This window comes from Kitasatospora sp. NPDC089797 (assembly GCF_040684795.1).
GTDB lineage: Bacteria > Actinomycetota > Actinomycetes > Streptomycetales > Streptomycetaceae > Kitasatospora.
Map to the genome: position 1 here is coordinate 48,538 of NZ_JBFBGS010000056.1, position 19,451 is coordinate 67,988.

Here is a 19,451-nt window from a genome sequence, read left to right on the forward strand (position 1 = left end):
GCAGTTCCGCACTGAAGCTGGCCATCGTCGGCGGTGGCTCGACGTACACCCCGGAGCTGATCGACGGCTTCGCCCGGCTGCGCGACACCCTGCCGATCGGCGAACTGGTGCTGATCGACCCGGCCGCCGAGCGGCTGGAGCTGATCGGCGGCCTCGCCCGGCGGATCTTCGCCAAGCAGGGGCACCCGGCCGTGGTGACCACGACCACCGAGCTGACCGCGGGCGTCGCCGACGCCGACGCCGTCCTGCTCCAGCTGCGGGTCGGCGGCCAGGCCGCGCGCAACCGGGACGAGACCTGGCCGCTGGAGTGCGGCTGCGTCGGCCAGGAGACCACCGGCGCCGGGGGGCTCGCCAAGGCGCTGCGCACCGTCCCGGTGGTGCTGGACATCGCCGAGCAGGTCCGCCGCACCAACCCGGACGCCTGGATCGTCGACTTCACCAACCCGGTCGGCATCGTCACCCGGGCCCTGCAGAGCGCCGGCCACAAGGCCGTCGGACTGTGCAACGTCGCGATCGGCTTCCAGCGCAAGTTCGCGGCCCACCTCGGGGTCGCCCCGGAGCTGGTGCGCCTCGACCACGTCGGGCTCAACCACCTGACCTGGGAGCGCGGGGTGACCCTGCTGGACTCCCCCGACGCGGCCGGCGGCCGGGAGGTGCTGCCCGAACTGCTCTCCTCGCACGGCAAGGAGATCGCCGAGGACCTGCACCTGCCGCAGGCCTTCGTGCAGCGGCTCGGCGTCGTGCCCTCGTACTACCTGCGGTACTTCTACCAGCACGACGCGGTGGTCGAGGAGCTCAGGGCCCAGGGCTCGCGGGCCGCCCAGGTCGCCGAGATCGAGCGGCAGCTGCTGGAGCTGTACGCCGACCCCACCCTGGACACCAAGCCCGAGCTGCTCGGTCAGCGCGGCGGCGCCTTCTACTCGGAGGCCGCCGTCCAGCTGATCGCCTCCCTGCTCGGGACCGACGGCCGGACCACCGTCCAGGTGGTCAACACCCGCAACGCCGGGGTGCTGCCCTTCCTGCCGGACGACGCCGTCATCGAGGTGCCCGCCGAGGTCGACGCCGCCGGCGTGCGGCCGCTGCCGCAGCGGCCGGTCGAGCCGCTGTACGCCGGCCTGATCGCCGCCGTCACCGGCTACGAGCACCTCGCGCTCGACGCCGCCCTGCACGGCGGGCGCGACCGGGTCTTCGACGCCCTGCTCGCCCACCCGCTGGTCGGCCAGATCGACCTCGCCGACCGGCTCACGGACCGGCTGCTCGCCCACAACCGCGAGCACCTCGCCTGGGCCTGACCGCCCCGCCGGGCCCCGACCGGGGCCCGGCCGCGAGGACACACCGATCACCCGGCCGGGGTTTGCGGCCGGGCCACGTACGAGCCGCGGGGACCTGATGACCCACCAGCCCGAACCACTCCTGCCCGGCGTCCTCGCCATCGACGCGGGCAACTCCAAGACCGACGTCGCCCTGATCGGCGCCGACGGCACCGTCCTCGGCAGCGCCCGCGGCGGCGGCTTCGCACCCCAGCGGATCGGCGGCGCCGCAGCCGTGGCCGGCCTCGCCCCGCTGGTCGAGGAGGCCGCCGCGGCGGCCGGCCACCCCGGCTGGCAGGGCGTGCTCACCAGCCACGTCAGCGCCTGCCTCGCCAACGCCGACCTCCCGGTGGAGGAGGAGGCGCTGCGCACCGCCCTCGAATCGCACCCGTGGGGCGTCAGCAACACCGTCGTCAACGACACCTTCGGCCTCCTCCGGGCCGGCACCGACGGACCGCGCGGGGTCGCGGTGGTCTGCGGCGCCGGGATCAACTGCGTCGGCCTGCTGCCGGACGGCCGCACCGCCCGCTTCCCGGCGCTCGGCGAGCTCACCGGCGACTGGGGCGGCGGCTCCGGACTCGCCGTCAGCAGCATGTGGCACGCCGTGCGCGCCGAGGACGGGCGGGGCGGGCCCACCGGGCTCGCCCGGGCCATCGCCGAACACTTCGGGCTGCCCAGCGCCGGGGCGGTCGCCGAGGCCGTCCACCTCGGGCACCTGCCGAACGCGCGGCTGCACGAGATCGTCCGGGTGCTGTTCGCCGTCGCCGTCGAGGGGGACGCCGTCGCCCTGGAACTCATCGACCGGCAGGCCGACGAGATCGTCCGGCTCGCCGTCGTCGCGCTCGGCCGGCTGGACCTGCTGGACTCGCCGACCCCGGTGGTGCTCGGCGGCGGCGTGCTCGCCTCCCGGCAGCCGCTGCTGCTCGACAACCTCACCGCGCGCCTCGCCGAGGCCGCGCCGCTGGCCGAACCGCGGGTGGTCGTCGCGCCGCCGGTGCTGGGCGCGGCCCTGCTCGGGCTCGACCACCTGGGCGGGGACCCGGCGGCGCAGGCCCGGGTGCGCGGGGCGTACGAGGCGCCGCGCCCGGTCGCGGTCTGACGCCGCCCTCCCGAGACCTCCCGCCCCCACCGGATCCGCACATCCGGCGGGGGCGGGAACCGTTCCGCTCCGCCGGACGTGTACCCGGGTGCCGACCACCAGGACGTCCCGGGGGAGACTTGTGTCATGGCCGTGCCCCGCATCCTCCTCGCCGCCGTGCTGCTGACCGGAACCGCCGCCGCCGTCCTCACCGGCTGCACCCCGGCCGACTCCCGCCCGACGGTGGCCGCCGCCTCCTCCGCCGCGGCCCTCGCCGACGACGGCGCGGACGACCCGTGGCTGGACGACGACGACCTCGACGACGACGGCGCCTACCCGACGGCCGGGACGGTCGCCGCCCCGGAGGCGCCCACCCCGGAGTGCACCGCGCCCGAACCCCCGCCCGGCCACCAGGTGGTGATCGTGGTCGCGGCCGGCCCGGCCGAACTCACCGCCCAGCCCGCCCGGTACGCCTGCACCCCGCCCCGCTACGAGGCCACCGGCACGCCCGTCCACTACGCCTTCGCCGCCTCCGGCGTCGACGCCACCCTGGTCGACCGGCCGCGCGAGGAGGCGGCGAAGCCCGTCCAGCTGGACGAGCTGGTCACCCACCTCAACGACTGCCTGGCCGAACGGGATCCGGCCGATCCGTACGCCTGCTTCGGCAACGCCTACGACGTGGTGCTGGACTCGCACGGGCGGATCATGCGGATCGCCGAGATCGGGACGCCCGCGGCCTGAGCCGACCGGGGCTCCGCCGGCCTCTCCGGGCTCCGGTGCCGTGCGTCGTCCGGGGCGTGTCAGGACGGGGCCGGTCAGGAAGGGGCGTGTCAGGACGGGGCCGGTCGGGAAGGGGCGTGTCAGGACGGGGCGACCAGGCCGAACTCGTAGGCGTGGATGACCAGATGGACCCGGTCGCGGGCGCCCAGCTTGGTGAACAGCCGGGCCACGTGCGCCTTGGCGGTGGCCACGCTGATGGTGAGCTGCTCGGCGATCTCGGTGTTGGAGAGGCCTCGGCCGACCAGGGTGAGCACCTCGCGCTCGCGCTCGGTGATGCCCTCGGCGGACCGGCGGGGCCGGGCGGCGGTGTCCGGCCGGGCGGCGAACTCGCCGATCAGCCGGCGGGTGATGCCGGGGGCGAGCAGGGCGTCCCCGGCGGCGACCACCCGGACGCCGTCCAGGATGGTCTCCAGGGCGAGGTCCTTGACCAGGAAGCCGCTGGCCCCGGCGCGCAGCGCGCCGTACACGTAGTCGTCGTCGTCGAAGGTGGTGAGGACGAGTACCTGGGTGGGCAGGTCCGGGTCGGCGAGGATCCGGCGGGTGGCCTCGATGCCGTCCATGCCGGGCATCCGGATGTCCATCACGGCGACGTCCGGGCGCAGCCGGGCGACCAGGTCGACGGCCTCGGCGCCGTTGCCGGCCTCGCCGACCACCTCCAGGTCGGGGGCGTCGGCGATCAGCACCCGCAGGCCGGAGCGGATCAGGGGCTGGTCGTCGACCAGGACGACGCGGATCACGGGGCCACCTCCAGGAGGCTCGATGCGGGGGGTCCGGGGACTTCGGGTGCTTCAGGGGCTTCGGGGGCGTCGCGGGTGTCGGGGGCGTCGGGGATCGGCAGCAGGGCGGCGACCCGGAAGCCGCCCCCGGCGCGCGGGCCGGCGGTGAACTCGCCGTGCAGCAGGGCGACCCGCTCCCGCATCCCGGCCAGGCCGTAGCCGGTGCCGGGGGTGGCGGTCGGGGTGCCCGCGCCCAGGTCCACCACGGTGACGGCGAGCCCGCCGGCGCCGTACTCGACGGTGACGTGGCAGTCGCGGGTGCCGGAGTGCTTGACCACGTTGGTGACGGACTCCTGGACGATCCGGTAGGCGGCGAGGTCCACCTCGGCCGGCAGCGGCCGGACCGCGCCGCGCCGGGTGAGCGCGACCCGCACCCCGGCGCCCGCGGTCCGCTCCACCAGGCGGTCCAACTCGTCCAGCCCCGGGGCGACTTCGAGCGGGGCGGCCTCCCCCTCGCCGTGCCGCAGCGCGCCGAGCATCCGGCGCAGCCCGGCCAGGGTCTCCCGGCTGGTGGTCTCGATGGCGGCCAGCGCGTTGCGGGTCTCGGCGGGCTGGGTGTCCATGACCCGGCCGCCCATGCCCGCCTGGATCGCGATGATGCCGATGTTGTGGGCCACCATGTCGTGCAACTCGCGGGCGATCCGCAGGCGTTCGGCGGTGACCGCCTGCTCGGCGGCGCGGCCGCGCAGGGCCTCGGCGTGGGCGCGGCCCTGCCGGAGGGTGTTGCCGATCAGCCAGGCGATCAGGACGGTGGCGGCCAGGCCCAGGTAGGCGTAGGGGTTCACGTCGTGGCCGTGGACGGTGCCCCAGGCGAACAGCGTGGCGAGCACGGCCAACGGCATCGCCGCCGCGACCGTGGAGACCGTGCGGGAGCGGGTGACCACGCAGTAGCCGACCGCCGCCTCGGCGATCAGGAACTGCACCGGCGCCGTCGCCGGCTGGGTCCACATCCCGATCGCGTAGACGCCGCCGGCCAGTGCGGCGGCGACCGCCGCCAGCGGCAGCCGGACCAGCAGGAGGGCCACCAGGGTGGTGACCACGGCGGTGACCACCAGGGGCATGTCCTCGGTGTTGCCCTGGTAGGTGAGGAGGTGGCTCAACTCGCGTTCCCGGGTGAAGAACCGGAACACCACGATGGTCGTCCAGAACGCCGCCACCCACACCCCTGCGGGCAGGCGCCTGAGCAGCGGCGGACGGGGTTCGGTGATCATGGCGCGATGGTAGCGGCGGGCGGTCCGGCGGGGCATCGGCCCTGGGGCGTAATCCCGGGGGCGGGGGTGGCGGCCGGCGGTTGTGGCCCGGCGCCCGATGCCCGTTCACGGCCCTGACCGGCACCGTTGTCCCCGTGATCGAGATCGAGCGACTGACCAAGCGGTACGGCGCCACCACGGCCGTCGACCAGTTGACCTTCACCGTCCGGCCGGGCACCGTGACCGGCTTCCTCGGCCCCAACGGCGCCGGGAAGTCCACCACGCTGCGCATGGTCCTGGGCCTCAACACCCCCACCGCGGGCGGCGTCACCGTCGACGGCGTGCCCTTCGCCGGCCGGCCGCGCGGCCTGCGGCACGTCGGCGCGCTGCTGGACGCGGGCGACGTGCACGGCGGGCGCAGCGCCCGGGCCCACCTCGCGGCGCTCGCCCGCAGCAACCGGATCCCGCCGCGGCGGGTGGACGAGGTGCTGGCCGAGGTCGGGCTCGGCAAGGCCGCCGGGCGGCGGATCGGCGGCTACTCGCTGGGCATGAAGCAGCGGCTGGGCATCGCCGGCGCCCTGCTCGGCGACCCGCCGGTGCTGCTCTTCGACGAGCCGCTGAACGGGCTGGACCCGGAGGGCGTGCTCTGGGTGCGCGGGCTGTTCCGCCGGCTCGCGGCGGAGGGCCGCACGGTCTTCGTCTCCAGCCACATGATGGCCGAGATGGAGCACACCGCCGACCGGCTGGTCGTGATCGGCCGCGGCCGGCTGATCGCCGACCAGAGCCTGGCCGAGTTCTCCGCCCGTCACACGGAGTCCGGCGTGGCGGTGCGGACCCCGGAGCTGGCCGCGCTGGTCGAGGCGGTGCGGCCGGAGGGCGGCGACGTCACGCCGGACGGGCCGCAGTGCGGGGTGGTCACCGGCCTGCCCGCCGCGCGGATCGGTGAACTCGCCCGCCGGCACGGCGTGGTGCTGCACGAGCTCACCCCCCGGACCTCCTCCCTGGAGGCCGCGTTCATGTCCCTGACCGCCGACAGCGTCGAGTACCCCGCAGGAGAGACCCGATGAGCACCATGACCCCGACCCGCGCCGAGGCGGCCCGGGCCGTCGAGCCGGCCCCCCGGTTCACCGACCTGCTCGCCGCGGAGTGGATCAAGCTGCGGTCGCTGCGCTCCACGTACTGGGTGCTGGCGCTGGCCTCGCTGGTGGCGATCGGCGTCAACGTGAACGGCGTGCACAGCGACCTGACGTACATCGACCATCCGCCCGCCCCGCTGCCCGGCTTCCCGCCGTACCGGTACGACCCGCTGTACCACGGGCTCAGCGACATCGCCTGCTACCTGATGGCGATCGCGGCCGGCAGCCTCGGGGCGATCACCGTCTTCGGCGAGTACACCACCGGCCTGATCCGCACCACCTTCGCCGCGGTGCCCGACCGGCGCGGGGTGATCGCCGCCAAGGTGCTGCTGATCGGCGGGATCACCGCACTGGCCGGGGCCGTGGTGTCGACGGTGTCCTTCTTCACCACCAACGCGATGCTGGCCTCCCGGCACGTCGGGCTCTCCCTCACCGAAGGGGTCAGCCTGCGGGCCGTGCTGGCCTACGCGGCGATCGTGCCGGTCTGCGCGCTGATCGGGATGGCGCTGGGGGCACTGCTGCGGCACGCCACCGCGTCGATCGTGTCGCTGGTGCTGCTGTTCTTCATCGTGCCGCTGATGTTCGGCGGGGACCGCTACCGCTGGCTGCGCGAGATCGGCAACCACCTGCCGCTGTCCACCGTCGGCCGGCTCACCTACAACCCGCACTCCTCGACCACGACCGGCAAGTGGGCGCCGAGCGTGCTGGACGCCTGGGTCACCATGGGCCTGTGGGCGGTCGCGGCGGTGGTGGTGACGACGGTCGTGGTGCGCCGGCGGGACGTGTGAAGTCCCGTACGGCCGACCGGGGTCGGGCCGGCGAACGATCCCGGCCGGGGCGAGGCACCACGCACCGCCCCGACGCAGGCGGCCAGGAGCAGGACTCACTGCCAGAACAGCTCGTACACGACGATCTGCGGCTCGGTGTCCCGCCGAATGAAGTTGAACTCGAACCAGCCCCGGCCGTCATCGAAGTGCGCCGAGTGGTCACCCTTCGGGTTGCTCGACCGCAGCGGCTCGGAGAACTCGTTGACGTACGGATTGCGGGCCGACAGGACTTCGAGCAACACGTCCATGCACAGCGCCCGAACGTGCGGCGGCAACGCGTCCCGGTCCCGGGCTGCCCGCTCCGTCCACTCCACCGCCCGCGGCGGCCCCATGAACGGCTCGCCGCTCACTCTCCCGGCTCCAGGCCTCGAAGCGAATACTTGATCTCCGAGACCTGTTCCATCAGGGCCATCGCTTCCGCGTGCGAATCGGTACCGGCCGCACGCTCCGACAAGTCCCGGACGTGCGCGGACAGCTCGGCGTCACGAGCGAGCGCGAACCGCTCCCACCAGCGCGTCACGAACGCCGGCACCGGGGCGACGTTGTAGGTGTCGGCGACGAACCGCTTCCACTCGTCCTCGAACTCCGCCAGCAGCTCGGGCGTGTGGGTGGCGATCGCCTCCCGCAGCCCGCGCGGCGTGCGGCCCGGCATCGGTGGCGGAGTCCGTCGGATGGGCGCGGCGCTCATGCTGCGACTCCCTCCTGTTCGGCCGCGCGAACGCGTCGGCGCAGGGTGTCACGGTTCATGCCGGTGATCCGGGTCGCGGTCTGCTGCGAGCCGTGCGGCCCGTTCCGGAGCAGGTCCAGGAGCGCGGCATCGAACTCGGCCTCCGCATCCGCGAGGCGCTTCGCGGCGCGCTCCAGACGCTTCACACGGGGATCGCTGTCAGTGGCCGCAGGGACAGGATGCCGAACGGTTCGGCAGACCGCAAAGAGCTCCGCGTCGGGCGGATGCCGGATGCTCCGGCATCCGCCCGACGTCGGGACCGACCGCGGTCGAGGTCGGTCAGACCGCCGGGACCGCGGCCTTGGTGCGGAAGGCGGTGAGGGTGGTGGCCGGGATGCCGCAGGCGGGGAGGAAGGCGGCGGCGCCGCCGTGGCGGGTGCGGATGTGGGTCAGGAAGACGGTCATCGCCTCGGCGGGGGCCTGGAGGAGCGGGGCCGGGATGGTGAGCCGGCGGCCGTCGGGGTCGGTGATCCGGGTGGCGCCCTGGTCGTTGAGGGCGGTGCGGTGGCGCTCGGCGAGGTTGGCGAAGATCTGCGGGAGGGCCTCGGCGGTGCGCTCGTAGTCGACGACGATGGACTCGGCGGGGACGCCGAGGAGGTCGAGCAGCAGGGCGGTGAGCAGACCGGTGCGGTCCTTGCCGGCGGCGCAGTGCAGCAGGACGGCACCGGGGCGGGCGGCGGCCTCGACGGCGGCGGCGACCGCCTCGGGGGCGGACTCGGCGAGCAGCAGGTAGAACTCGCCGAGGTCGGCGGCGGTGGTCATGGTCGCCATGTGGGCGGTGAGGGCGTCGGTGGCGGGGTTCACCGGGGCGGCGACCACGGCTATCCCGGCGGCCTCGGCGGCGGCCCAGTCGGTGGGCCGGGTCTCCCGGGGGTCGCGCAGGTCGACGACGGTGCGGATGTCGCAGGCGCGCAGCTGGGCGACGACGGCCTCGTCCGCGGCCGGGTAGGGCTGGGCGGAGCGGTACAGCACGCCGGGGCGGATCCGCAGGCCCTCGGGGTCGCTGAGGACGGCGGCGTCGCGGAAGTTGACCAGGGTCATGGGAGGCCTTTCGGGTGGAGCCGCACGCGGGGCGAGCAGGACGTCCAGTAGGACATCTAGACGTCTAGATGTCCAATCCCCCACCGACCGGTGTCCGATCCCTGTCCGAGCTGCCCGGAGCGCTCCCTCCATCCCACCGCCGCCGGCCCGCCACGGCGACCCGGGGCACGGCCGCCGGCTTCGTAGGATCGAGCCCGTGGCGACGAACCCCCCGGGCAACCCCTCCGGCCCTCCCCCCGACTCCTCCCCGAACGTCCCGCTGTACCGGCGGCTGGCCCGGCGGCTCCAGGAACGGATCGACGCCGGCGCCTACCCCGCGGGCGCCCGGCTGCCGAGCGAGCCGGAGCTGAGCGCCGAGTTCGGCGTGAACCGGCTCACCGTGCGGCAGGCGGTCGCGGAGCTGGAACGGGCGGCGGTGGTGGAGATCCGCCGCGGCGTGGGCACCTTCGTGCGTCCGCCCGCCGTCCGGGTCTCGATCGCGGTCGACCCGCGCAGCCAGCGCTTCGACCTGGGCAGCGTGCACACCGCGCTGCCGGGGGAAAGCGAACCGGGCACCGGCGACGGCGACGGCACCCGCGACGGCTCCGGCTCCGCCGACGGCGAGTTCGTGGTGGCCGCCCCGCCGGTGACCGGCTCGACGGAGGACGAGGAGGCCGCCCGCCACCTCGGCCGGGCGCCGGACGGGCTGTTCCGGCTGGACTCGGTGATCCGGCTCGGCGGCCGGCCCCGGGCGGCGTGCAGCTACTGGGTGCCGTTCGGGCCGCTGCCGGCCGAGCTGGTGCGGCCCGGCCACGCCGGGAACCTGGTGCGGGAACTGGCCCGGGCGGGCGGGGTGGAGCTGGAGTACGACTGGCGGGCCTTCGGTGCGATCGGCGCGGACCTGGCGGACGCCGAGCTGCTGGGCGTCCCGGCGGGCACGCCGCTGCTGGTCCGCGAGGGGGTCAGCTGCACCCCGGACGGCAGCCCGGCGCTGTACGTCCGGCGACGGATCGACGGCAGCAGCGCGCGCTTCGTGCTGCACTTCCGCGACCGCTAGGCCGGCCTCGCACCGGCCCCGGGCGTCCGGATCCTGATAGGGTTCACCGCCGAAAATCCAGGCCGCACGGGGGTTGCAGGACACGGTGGACGAGACGAGCGAGTGCGACATACCGACGGAGCTGGCCGAGGCCTACCTCACCCTGCTCGCGGAGGTCTCCCGTACCGGGCGCCTGCTGCGCCGGGACGAGCTGGAGGGGCTGCGCCGGCTCGGCGAGCACTGCGCCGAGGCCGGGTACGGGCTGCGCGAGGTGGTCTCGCACTGCCTGGCGGCGGCCCGGCGGGCCTGGCAGACGCTGCCGGCGGCGACCGCCGCGGCCGGCGTCGGCGAGCTGCGCCGCACCGGCGACGCGGTGCTGGCCGCCACCGAAGCCGCACTGGCCGCACTGGGCGAGGGCCACGAGCGCGCGCAGCGCCTGGCGGTCCGTCAGGAGGAGTCCGCCAGAAGGGAGTTCATCGACGACCTGCTGCACGGCCGGAGCGACCTCGGGCTGCTGGCGGAGCGGGCGGAGCGGTTCGGGCTGCGGCTGGCGGGCGCGTACACGGTGGCGGTGGCGGTCGGCGACGAGCCGTTCGCGGACGTCCACCCGCTGGTGCACCGGGTGGAGCGCGAACTGGCCGGGCGGTTCGGCGAGCGGGACGTGCTGCTGGCCAGCAAGGACGGCCGTCTGGTGTGCATCGCACCGGACTCCGAGCGGGCCGTGCTGGAGGCCTTCGCGGAGCTGACGCTGCGCCCCGGCCCCGGCTACCGCCCGGTGCTGCGGGTGGCGACCGGGCGCCGGCACTCGGGCGCGAGCGGGGTGCTGCGCAGCTACGACGAGGCGCTGGACGCGCTGGACTACGCCCAGCGGCTGGAACTGCCGACCCGGCAGCTGAAGGCCGAGGAACTGCTGGTGTTCCCCGTGCTGATGCGCGACCGGGCGGCCATGGCGGACCTGGTGCGCAGCGTGCTGGGCCCGTTGACCGAGGCGCGCGGCGGGGCCCGTCCGCTGCTGGACACCATCGCGGTGCAGGCGGAGGCGGCGTACGTGAACGCGGAGGCGGCGCGCCGGCTGGGGCTGAGCGTGCGCACCCTCGGCTACCGGCTGGAGCGGATCCGGGCGCTCACCGGCTACGACCCGGCGGACGCCCTGCAGCGCTTCACCCTGGAGACCGCGGCGATGGGCGCGCGACTGCTGAACTGGCCCGAGCAGCCGCTGTAGCGCGTCCCGCCGGAGTCGCCGAAACCCCCGGCGACCTGCTCGGAGCCGTTCTGTTGCCCGGCTGTCGCAGTGTCACGGACGGCGTGCGGACCAGGGTGTCAAAGAGGCGTAAAGATTGCCGGATCCTGGCAATGTGCGGAGCCCGTCCGCACTGCCATGATCTCTGCGGCGCCGACGTCCGGTGCCGTGGGGGGAGGCGGGGGGGCATGGCCGGGACGGGGGACTTCTTCGCGGCCACGCTGGCCTTTCCCACGGCGCTGTTCAGTTTCGCGCTGGTGGTGGTGGTCGGGTACTGGCTGCTGATGCTGATCGGCGGCCTGGGGTTCGACGCCGTGCACGGGGGGCACGGCGTCGGGCACCACCCGGGCGCCGGCCACGCCGGGCAAGGGGGCCCGGTGGGTCACGTCGGGCACGGTGCCGGGGGGCACGGTGTCGGGGGGAACGCGGCCCACGGGGCGTCCGGCGGGACCGGCGCCCACGGCGACCACGGTGCCGACGGGGGCGGCACCGGCCACCACGGGGGCGTGCTGGACGCGCTGGGGCTGGGCGGGGTGCCCGCGACGGTGGCGGTCTCGCTGCTGGTCGCGCTCGCCTGGTTCGTCAGCCTGGCCGGCACCGTCCTCACCTCGGGGGCACCGGCGCGCGGCGGCGTGTTCGCCGTCGCGCTGGTCGCCTCCTGGGCGGGCACTGGACTGCTCGTCCGGCCGCTGCGGCGGCTGTTCCCGGAGGACCGGCCGGTCACCCGGGGGGACTTCGTCGGCCGGGTCTGCGTGGTCCGCACCGGCCGGGTGACGGCCGACTTCGGGCAGGCCGAGGTGACCGCCGGGGACGGCTCCACCGCGACCGTCCAGGTCCGCACCGCGGCGCCCGAGCCGGACCTGACCGCCGGGCGCACCGCGCTGATCTACGACTACGACGCGGACCGCGAACACTTCCTGGTCGCGCCGTTCGACCCGCCTCCACAAGACTTCTGACACTTCGTCAACTCCTGCGAACCACTTCGCTCCACCATCTCGTCAAAGGACTCCGTGATGGACACCATCGCCGTGGGTTTCGGCGTGCTCGTCGCCGTCGTGCTGCTCATCCTGCTCGCCGTGCTGCTGTTCGTGGGCCGCCTGTTCCAGAAGGTCGAGCAGGGCAAGGCACTGATCGTCTCCCGGACCAAGAAGGTGGACGTCACCTTCACCGGGGCGATCGTCCTGCCGATCCTGCACAAGGCCGAGCTGATGGACATCACCGCGAAGACGGTGGAGATCCACCGGGCCGGCCGGGACGGCCTGATCTGCCGGGACAACATCCGGGCGGACATCCGGATCTCCTTCTTCGTCCGGGTCAACAAGACCGTCGAGGACGTGGTCAAGGTCGCCCAGTCGATCGGCACCGCCCGGGCCAGCGACCCGCAGGCGATCCAGGACTTCTTCGCCGCCAAGTTCGCCGAGGCGCTCAAGACCGTCGGCAAGCAGCTGGACTTCACCGACCTGTACACCCACCGGCACGAGTTCCGGGACCAGATCATCGCGGTCATCGGCACCGACCTCAACGGCTACACCCTCGAGGACGCGGCCATCGACCACCTGGAACAGACCCCGATGAGCCAGCTGGACGGCGACAACATCCTGGACGCCCAGGGCATCCGCAAGATCACCGAGCTGACCGCGATCGAGCACGTGCGCACCAACGAGTACCAGCGCACCGAGGAGAAGGAGATCACCCGGCAGAACGTGGACGCCCGGGAGACCGTCCTGGAGCTCGAACGCCGCCAGGCCGACGCCGAGATCCGCCAGCGCCGCGAGATCGAGACCCTGCGGGCCAAGGAGGACGCGGTGATCGCCCGGGTGCAGGAGGAGGAGCGGCTGAACGCCCAGACCGCCTTCCTGCGCACCGAGGAGCTGCTCGGCGTCCAGCGGGAGAACCAGGCCCGCGAGGTCGCGGTGGCGCAGAAGAACCGCGAGCGGGTGATCGCGGTGGAGAACGAGCGGATCGAGAAGGACCGGCTGCTGGAGGTCGTCGGCCGCGATCGGGAGACCGAACTCGCCGTGATGGCCAAGCAGAAGGAGGTCGAGTCCCGCCGCCGGGAGGTCGCCGACGTGGTCCGGGAGCGGGTCGCGGTGGAGCGCACCGTCGCCGAGCAGGAGGAGGCCGTCAAGACGCTGCGGGCCACCGAGGAGGCCGAGCGGGTGCGCAAGGCGGTCGTCATCCAGGCCGAGGCCGAGGCGCAGGAGCGGCTCGTCAAGGACATCAAGGCCGCCGAGGCCGCCGAGCAGGCCGCCTCGCACAAGGCCCGCGAGTCGCTGGTGCTGGCCGAGGCCCGGCAGCAGGCCGCCGAGCTGGACGCGGCCGCCAAGGTCAAGCTGGCCGAGGGCGTCCGGGCGGAGGCCGCCGCCGAGGGGCTGGCCCGGGTGCAGGTGCGGGAGCAGGAGGCCGCGGCGGTGGAGAAGGTCGGCCGGGCCGAGGCCGCGGTGCAGACCGAGAAGGCCAAGGCGGCCGCGCTGGAGGTCGGCGCCAAGCTGAAGGCCGAGGCCGAGGGCCTGACCGAGAAGGCCGCGGCGATGGCCCGGCTGGACGAGGCCTCCCGGGAGCACGAGGAGTACCGGCTGCGGCTGGCCGCCGAGAAGGACGTCCGGCTCGCCGCCCTGGACGCCCAGCGGCAGATCGCCGAGGCGCAGGCCGCGCTGGTCGCGACCGGGCTGGAGAAGGCGAAGATCGACATCGTCGGCGGGGACTCGGTGTTCTTCGACAAGCTGGTGCAGTCGGTGACGGCCGGCCGGAGCGTGGACGCCTTCGTCGGCCACTCGCAGACCGCCCAGGTGCTGGCCGGGCCCTGGCTGGACGGCCGCGCCGACTTCACCGCCGACCTCACCCGGGTGCTGTCCTCGGTGTCCACCGCGGACGTGCAGAACCTGACGGTCTCCGCGCTGCTGCTGAAGCTGATCGGCGGCGGCAGCGGCGACCAGGCCGGGCAGCTGCGGCAACTCCTGGAGTCCGCCAAGAAGTTGGGAGTCGCGGAGACACCGATCGGGGCACTGGCCGGCGCCTCCCTGAACGGCTCCAGGTAACGACCCGCCGAGCACCCGAGGACCATCCGAGCACCCGAGGAACATGACCGTGGAAGCCCCCGACGACACCCGGCCCGACACCGGAAGCTACGAGGTCCTGCGCGGCCGGCTCGCCCGGGCCGCCGCTGAACTCGCCGACCGCGCCCAGGCGTTGAACGCCCGCCGGGTCGAGGAGTTCGGCGGCGGGGAGCTCCGGCTGACCGGCACCGGACGGCTCACCACCGAGCGGCCCTGCCTGCCGCAGGACCTCACCGCGGTCGACGGGCTGCTGCTGCTCGGCACCCGGCCGGCCGACGTACCGGCCGGTGCCGAGGAGTCCACCGACCTGCTCAGCCTCCACCGGCCCGGGGACCTCGCCCCCGCCGACGGCCCGCTGCTGGCCGACCCGCGGCTGCGCCAGGACCTCGCCGAGCTGCGCCGCTACTTCCGCGACGCCCGGCTGGAACGGCTGCGCCAGGTCGGCGGCCGGCTGCTCGCGGTCTTCCGCACCGGGCCGGCCCCCACCGACGTCCGGGTGCTGCGCTGGCGCCTGGAGCAGGACCGGGCGGTCTACCAGGACGGGCGCGGCGAACGCGACCACACCCCCGCCGAGGGCCGGCAGCCCGACTGGACGCCGCTCGGCCGGGACGACCAGCTGCCCGCCGCCCCCGGCGGCGCACCGCGCGCCGACCTCGCCGGGGAGGTCCGGCTCGGCGTGGACGGCGGCCGGCTCACCCTCACCGCCCCCGACGGCCGCGAACTGCACCGCGAGCCGCTCGCCGAGGCGCTCCAGACCCTCGCCGACGCCCAGGTCGCCCACGCCCGGCTCGGCACCCTGCTGCTGGTGCGGGTGCGCCCGTACCAGGAGGAGACCGTCCGGCACCTGGTGGTCCACCTGCCCACCGGCCGGGTCACCCGGATCGACGCGCTCGGCCAGGCCTGCCTGCGGCTGCCCGGCGACCAGGGCGTGGTCTTCCCCGGCGGCTGCCACCTCGCCGACGGCACCGTGCGGGTCTTCGACCAGCCGGTGGACGGCCTGGCGTACGAGCGCACCGTCCTCTCCCCCAACGGCGAGGACGTGCTGTACGAGTTCCGCTCCGCCACCGACGGCCGGGCCCTGCTCCAGCCGTACAACTCCGTCCGCCAGGAGGCCGCCGCCCCGCTCGCCTGCCAGGGCTACGCGCTGCTCGACGACGGCACCCTGATCGCGCTGCGCCCGGCCGAGGACGGCCCCGCCCGGCTGCACCCCGTCCAGCTCTGGCACAGCCCGTTCACCAGCGAGCGGCACGCCGCCGAACAGCCGCCCGGCACCGGCCCGCTGGCCCGGATCGGCAACGCCGACCTGGTCCGCGGCCTGGCCGACTGCCTCGCCCTGGCCCGGCTGGCCGCCGCCGGCGCCGACACCCCGGCCGGCCACCGGGCGGTGCTCGCCGCCTGCACCCGCACCGCCGACCGGCACCACTGGCTCGGCCAGGACGGCCTCGGCGACCTCGCCGCGCCGCTCGCCGCGATCCGCGACACCGCCCGGCAGGTGCTCGCCGAGTACGAGGCGGTCGCCCAGCTCACCGCGCACGCCGCGGCCCGCACCGGGGAGACCGCCGAGCACGTCGAGGGCCTGCTGCGCACCGCCCGCGGCGAGACCCTCGCCGACGCCGCCGAGTGGGTCGACCGGCTGGCCGCCCTGCGCCGGGCCCAGGGCCGGGTCGAGGCGCTGCGCGACCTGCCGCGGGCCGACCAGCCGCGGATCGACGCCCTCGCCGAGCACCTCGCCGAGGGGCTGGCGGAGGCCGCCGGACGCGCGGTGGTCCAGCTCGCCGAGCCCTCCGCGTTCGAGCCGCACCGGCAGCGGGCGGGCGACCTGGCCGACCGCTGCGCGGCGATCGGGACGGCCGCTGAGTCCACCCCGCTGGACCTCGAACTGACCGCGCAGAGCGAGGCCCTGCAGACCGTCTCGGAGCTGGTCGGCACCCTCGACCTGGCCGACGCCACCACCCGCACCGCGATCCTGGACCGGCTCGCCGACGTCCTCGGGCTGCTCAACCGGGCCCGGTCCACGCTGACGGTGCGCCGCCGGGAGCTGCGCACCCGGGAGGCCGCCGCCGAGTTCGCCGCCGAGACCGCGCTGCTCGCCCAGGCCGTCACCGCGGCGCTCGCCTCCGCCGACACCCCCGAGGCCTGCGACGACCGGCTCGGCCGGCTGCTGCTGCGGGTCGAACAGCTGGAGACCCGCTTCGCCGACGCCGACCCGGAGCTCGGCGAACAGCTCGCCGAACGGCGCACCGGGATCCACGACGCGCTCACCGCCCGCCGCCAGCAACTGCTGACGGAACGGGCCGGCCGCGCCGACCGGCTGACCGCCTCCGCCGAGCGCATCCTGGACACCCTGCACCGGCGGCTCGCCGCCCTCGGCACCGCCGCCGAGATCGACGCCGCCCTGGCCGCCGACCCGACCGCCGTCAAACTCCGCGACCTCGCCCGGCAGTTGACCGAGCTCGGCGACCGGGTCCGGGCCGAGGAGCTGACCGGGCGGCTGCGCGCCGCCCGCGGCCGGGCCCACCGCGCGCTGCGCGACCGCGCCGAGCTCGCCGGGGACGGCCCCGGCACCCTGCGGCTCGGCCGCCACCTGTTCACGGTCACCACCCAGCGCCCCGAACTGACCCTGCTGCCCTGGCGCGGCCGCCCCGCCTTCACCCTCACCGGCACCGCCTACCGCTCCCCCGTCACCGACCCGGCCTTCGCCGCCACCGAGCGGTACTGGTCCCGCCCGCTGCCCTCCGAGACGCCCGCGCTCTACCGCGCCGAGTACCTGGCCGCCAGCCTGCTGCTGGCCGCCTCCCCGGAGGCCCTGCCGGACGACGGCGACCTGCTGGAGTACGTCCGCCGGGCCGCCGAACAGCGCCCCGACGAGGGCTACCGGCGCGGGGTGCACGACCATGACGCGGCCCTGCTGCTCCGCGCCCTGCTCCGGCTCGACGCCGGGGCGGGGATGCTGCGCCACCCGGCCCGGGCCCGGGCCGCGGCCCAGCTGTACTGGGCGCACGGCACGGACCCGCGGCAGCGGCTGGTCTGGCACACCCGGGCCCGCTCGCTCGGCCTCGCCCGGCGGGCGTACGGGCCGGTCCCCGCACTGGCCGCGCTGGCCGCCGAACTGTCCGCGGCCGTCGCGGAGTTCGTACCGGACGCGGCCGACGCCGGCGACTACCTGGTGGCCGAACTCGCCGCCGCCGACCCGACCTTCGCCCAGTCGGCGGGGGCCGCCGCCGTGCTGGAGAAGTTCCGTGCCGCCCCCGAGTCGGCCGGGCTGACGGAGGCCCTGGCCGCCCTGCCAGAGGAGCCCGGGCTGCTCCCGGTGCGCCGCCAACTCGCCACCGCCTGGCTGGAGTCGGCCACCACCGGCACCGACCCGGGCGACCTCGCCGAGGCCGTCGCCGCACTGCTCTGCCCGGCCCTGCCGCGCCGCCCCGCCGAGGGCTCCGTCAGCCTCCGGCTGACCGGCCTGCTCGGCGACCACCCCCGGCTCACCGACGGCTCGATCGACCTCCGGCTGGACGAACTGCTCGCCCGGGTACGGGAGTTCGAAGCCGTCGAGCTACCCGGCCACCGCGCCTACCAGCGGCTGCGCGGCGAGCTGCTGGCCGCCGAGCACACCCGGCTGCGACTCGACGGGTACCGCCCCGCCCCGCTCAACGGCTTCGTCCGCAACCGGCTGATCGACCAGGTGTACCTGCCGCTGATCGGTGACAACCTCGCCAAACAGCTCGGCACGGTGGACGCCGGCGGCCCGGTGGACCGCAGCGGCCTGCTGCTGCTGGTCTCCCCGCCCGGCTACGGCAAGACCACCCTGGTCGAGTACCTCGCCGAGCGGCTGGGCCTGCTGCTGGTCACGGTCAGCGGCCCGGCGCTCGGTCACCGGGTCACCTCGCTGGACCCGGCCGAGGCCCCCGACGCCACCGCCCGGCGCGAGCTGGAGAAGCTCAACTTCGCCCTGCACGCGGGCGACAACGTCCTGCTCTACCTGGACGACGTCCAGCACACCTCACCCGAGTTCCTCCAGCGCTTCATCCCGCTGTGCGACGCCCAACGCCGGATCGACGGCGTCCTGGACGGCGAGGCCCGCGAGTGGGACCTGCGCGGCCGGCGCTTCGCCGTGGTGATGGCCGCCAACCCGTACACCGAGTCCGGACGGCTGTTCCGGCTGCCCGACATGCTCGCCAACCGCGCCGACGTGTGGAACCTCGGCGACGCCGTCGCCGACCGGGAGGACCTCTTCGCGCTCAGCTTCGTCGAGAACGCGCTGCCCGCCCACCCCCGGCTGTCCGGGCTCGCCACCGCCGAACCCGCCGACCTGGACACCCTGCTCGCCCGGGCCACCGGCACCCCGGGCGGACAACTGCGCGGCGCCTGGCCGGCCGCCGAGGTCGAGCGGATGACCGCCCTGCTGGCCGGACTGCTCCACCTGCGCACCACCGTGCTGGCCGTCAACCGCGCCTACCGCGCCTCCGCCGCCCAGGACGACCGGGCCCGCACCGAACCGCCGTTCCTGCTCCAGGGCTCCTACCGCACCATGGCCGCGCTCGCCCAGCGCCTCGACCCGGCCCTCACCCGCCCGGAGCTCGACGCGCTGCTCACCGACCACTACCGGGCCGAGGCCCAGCCGCTCGGCGCCGACGCGGAGGCCCAGCTGCTGAAGCTGGCCGAGCTGCGCGGCACCCTGACGGCAGACCGGGCCCGGCGCTGGGCGGAGCTGAAGGCGGCCTGGCGCCCGGGGGTGTAGCCAGCTCCACCCCCGGAAGTGAACCCCCGGCCATTGAGCCGCCCCCGCCCCGGACGGTGGGATGGGGATCATGAACGCCACGGACTTCGCCGTTGAACTCCGCTCCGTCCGCCGGACCTACCGGCGCGGGCCCGAACCCGTCGTCGGCCTCGACGACGTGACCGTCGGATTCCCCTTCGGCACCTTCACCGCCGTCATGGGCCCCTCCGGCTCGGGCAAGTCGACTCTGCTGCGGTCGGCCGCCGGCCTGGAGGCGATCGACGGCGGCGAGGTCCGGGTCGACGGCACCGTCCTCGGCGGGCTGCGCGACAAGGAGCTGACCGTCCTGCGCCGGGAACGGATCGGCTTCGTCTTCCAGTCGTTCAACCTGCTGCCCGCGCTGACCGCGGCGCAGAACGTGGCGCTCCCGGCCAGGCTGTCGGGCCGCCGCCCCGCAGCGGCCGAGGTGACCGCCGCGCTGGCCGCCGTCGGCCTCGCCGACCGCGCCGGGCACCGGCCGGGCGAGCTGTCCGGCGGCCAGCAGCAGCGGGTCGCGATCGC

17 protein-coding genes are annotated in these 19,451 nt (G+C 75.3%); 11 read left to right on the forward strand and 6 right to left on the reverse strand.

Annotated elements, in window-relative coordinates; genetic code table 11:
- The first annotated feature begins 11 nt into the window (after window positions 1-11).
- From AB0O91_RS33855 to AB0O91_RS33865, 3 genes are all read left to right on the forward strand, one after another.
- The gene (locus tag AB0O91_RS33855; RefSeq protein WP_363441505.1) at window positions 12-1,292 is read left to right on the forward strand and encodes a 6-phospho-beta-glucosidase; all 1,281 of its coding nucleotides are present in this window, start codon (window positions 12-14) and stop codon (window positions 1,290-1,292) included.
- A 97-nt stretch (window positions 1,293-1,389) separates the two neighbouring features.
- The gene (locus AB0O91_RS33860) at window positions 1,390-2,409 is read left to right on the forward strand and encodes a BadF/BadG/BcrA/BcrD ATPase family protein (protein ID WP_363441469.1); all 1,020 of its coding nucleotides are present in this window, start codon (window positions 1,390-1,392) and stop codon (window positions 2,407-2,409) included.
- Window positions 2,410-2,535: 126 nt separating this feature from the next.
- The gene (locus tag AB0O91_RS33865) at window positions 2,536-3,129 is read left to right on the forward strand and encodes a hypothetical protein (RefSeq protein WP_363441471.1); all 594 of its coding nucleotides are present in this window, start codon (window positions 2,536-2,538) and stop codon (window positions 3,127-3,129) included.
- 119 nt (window positions 3,130-3,248) lie between these two features.
- On the opposite strand, the gene AB0O91_RS33870 is transcribed toward AB0O91_RS33865, so the two are convergent.
- Window positions 3,249-3,905, reverse strand: coding sequence for a response regulator transcription factor (locus tag AB0O91_RS33870; protein ID WP_363441473.1), 657 nt, complete (start codon window positions 3,903-3,905; stop codon window positions 3,249-3,251).
- The gene (locus AB0O91_RS33875; RefSeq protein WP_363441475.1) at window positions 3,902-5,155 is read right to left on the reverse strand and encodes a sensor histidine kinase; all 1,254 of its coding nucleotides are present in this window, start codon (window positions 5,153-5,155) and stop codon (window positions 3,902-3,904) included. The genes AB0O91_RS33870 and AB0O91_RS33875 overlap by 4 nt, the downstream gene beginning before the upstream one ends.
- A 134-nt stretch (window positions 5,156-5,289) precedes the next feature.
- Here AB0O91_RS33875 and AB0O91_RS33880 point away from each other — a divergent pair, with 134 nt between their 5' ends.
- Window positions 5,290-6,201, forward strand: coding sequence for an ATP-binding cassette domain-containing protein (locus AB0O91_RS33880; RefSeq protein ID WP_363441477.1), 912 nt, complete (start codon window positions 5,290-5,292; stop codon window positions 6,199-6,201).
- Entirely contained in the window at window positions 6,198-7,058 is an 861-nt protein-coding gene (locus tag AB0O91_RS33885) for an ABC transporter permease (protein WP_363441479.1), read from the forward strand. The genes AB0O91_RS33880 and AB0O91_RS33885 overlap by 4 nt, the downstream gene beginning before the upstream one ends.
- Before the next feature lie 95 nt (window positions 7,059-7,153).
- Here the strand turns inward: AB0O91_RS33885 and AB0O91_RS33890 are convergent, their stop codons facing one another.
- The 4 genes from AB0O91_RS33890 to AB0O91_RS33905 all read right to left on the reverse strand — a co-directional run bounded on the left by AB0O91_RS33890 (window position 7,154) and on the right by AB0O91_RS33905 (window position 8,865).
- Entirely contained in the window at window positions 7,154-7,447 is a 294-nt protein-coding gene (locus tag AB0O91_RS33890) for a hypothetical protein (RefSeq protein WP_363441481.1), read from the reverse strand.
- Window positions 7,444-7,785 (reverse strand): DUF6247 family protein, encoded by a 342-nt coding sequence (locus tag AB0O91_RS33895; protein ID WP_363441483.1) that lies wholly within the window; start codon window positions 7,783-7,785, stop codon window positions 7,444-7,446. The genes AB0O91_RS33890 and AB0O91_RS33895 overlap by 4 nt, the downstream gene beginning before the upstream one ends.
- Entirely contained in the window at window positions 7,782-7,970 is a 189-nt protein-coding gene (locus AB0O91_RS33900) for a hypothetical protein (protein WP_363441485.1), read from the reverse strand. The genes AB0O91_RS33895 and AB0O91_RS33900 overlap by 4 nt, the downstream gene beginning before the upstream one ends.
- Window positions 7,971-8,103: 133 nt before the next feature.
- A complete protein-coding gene (locus tag AB0O91_RS33905; RefSeq protein ID WP_363441486.1) occupies window positions 8,104-8,865 on the reverse strand; it encodes a tyrosine-protein phosphatase in 762 nt (253 codons plus the stop codon).
- A 196-nt stretch (window positions 8,866-9,061) separates the two neighbouring features.
- On the opposite strand from AB0O91_RS33905, the gene AB0O91_RS33910 reads away from it, so the two are divergent.
- From AB0O91_RS33910 to AB0O91_RS33935, 6 genes are all read left to right on the forward strand, one after another.
- Window positions 9,062-9,901: a GntR family transcriptional regulator gene (locus tag AB0O91_RS33910; RefSeq protein WP_363441488.1), complete on the forward strand. Its 840-nt coding sequence runs from the start codon at window positions 9,062-9,064 to the stop codon at window positions 9,899-9,901.
- A gap of 85 nt (window positions 9,902-9,986) precedes the next feature.
- The gene (locus tag AB0O91_RS33915; RefSeq protein WP_363441490.1) at window positions 9,987-11,102 is read left to right on the forward strand and encodes a helix-turn-helix domain-containing protein; all 1,116 of its coding nucleotides are present in this window, start codon (window positions 9,987-9,989) and stop codon (window positions 11,100-11,102) included.
- Window positions 11,103-11,308: 206 nt separating this feature from the next.
- Window positions 11,309-12,076, forward strand: coding sequence for a hypothetical protein (locus AB0O91_RS33920; protein WP_363441492.1), 768 nt, complete (start codon window positions 11,309-11,311; stop codon window positions 12,074-12,076).
- A 57-nt stretch (window positions 12,077-12,133) separates the two neighbouring features.
- On the forward strand, window positions 12,134-14,158 hold the full coding sequence (locus tag AB0O91_RS33925; RefSeq protein WP_363441494.1) for a flotillin family protein: 2,025 nt from the start codon (window positions 12,134-12,136) through the stop codon (window positions 14,156-14,158).
- Between the two features lie 43 nt (window positions 14,159-14,201).
- A complete protein-coding gene (locus AB0O91_RS33930) occupies window positions 14,202-18,911 on the forward strand; it encodes a DNA repair ATPase (RefSeq protein WP_363441496.1) in 4,710 nt (1,569 codons plus the stop codon).
- A 70-nt stretch (window positions 18,912-18,981) separates the two neighbouring features.
- On the forward strand, window positions 18,982-19,451 hold a 470-nt coding region (locus AB0O91_RS33935; protein ID WP_363441498.1), incomplete at its 3' end, for an ATP-binding cassette domain-containing protein.

Coding starts and splice junctions, on each gene's coding strand:
- AB0O91_RS33860 (WP_363441469.1), top strand. CDS start 1,390: ATGACCCACCAGCCCGAACCACTCCTGCCCGGCGTCCTCGCCATCGAC.
- AB0O91_RS33865 (WP_363441471.1), top strand. CDS start 2,536: ATGGCCGTGCCCCGCATCCTCCTCGCCGCCGTGCTGCTGACCGGAACC.
- AB0O91_RS33875 (WP_363441475.1), bottom strand. CDS start 5,155: ATGATCACCGAACCCCGTCCGCCGCTGCTCAGGCGCCTGCCCGCAGGG.
- AB0O91_RS33885 (WP_363441479.1), top strand. CDS start 6,198: ATGAGCACCATGACCCCGACCCGCGCCGAGGCGGCCCGGGCCGTCGAG.
- AB0O91_RS33895 (WP_363441483.1), bottom strand. CDS start 7,785: ATGAGCGCCGCGCCCATCCGACGGACTCCGCCACCGATGCCGGGCCGC.
- AB0O91_RS33905 (WP_363441486.1), bottom strand. CDS start 8,865: ATGACCCTGGTCAACTTCCGCGACGCCGCCGTCCTCAGCGACCCCGAG.
- AB0O91_RS33920 (WP_363441492.1), top strand. CDS start 11,309: ATGGCCGGGACGGGGGACTTCTTCGCGGCCACGCTGGCCTTTCCCACG.
- AB0O91_RS33925 (WP_363441494.1), top strand. CDS start 12,134: ATGGACACCATCGCCGTGGGTTTCGGCGTGCTCGTCGCCGTCGTGCTG.
- AB0O91_RS33930 (WP_363441496.1), top strand. CDS start 14,202: ATGACCGTGGAAGCCCCCGACGACACCCGGCCCGACACCGGAAGCTAC.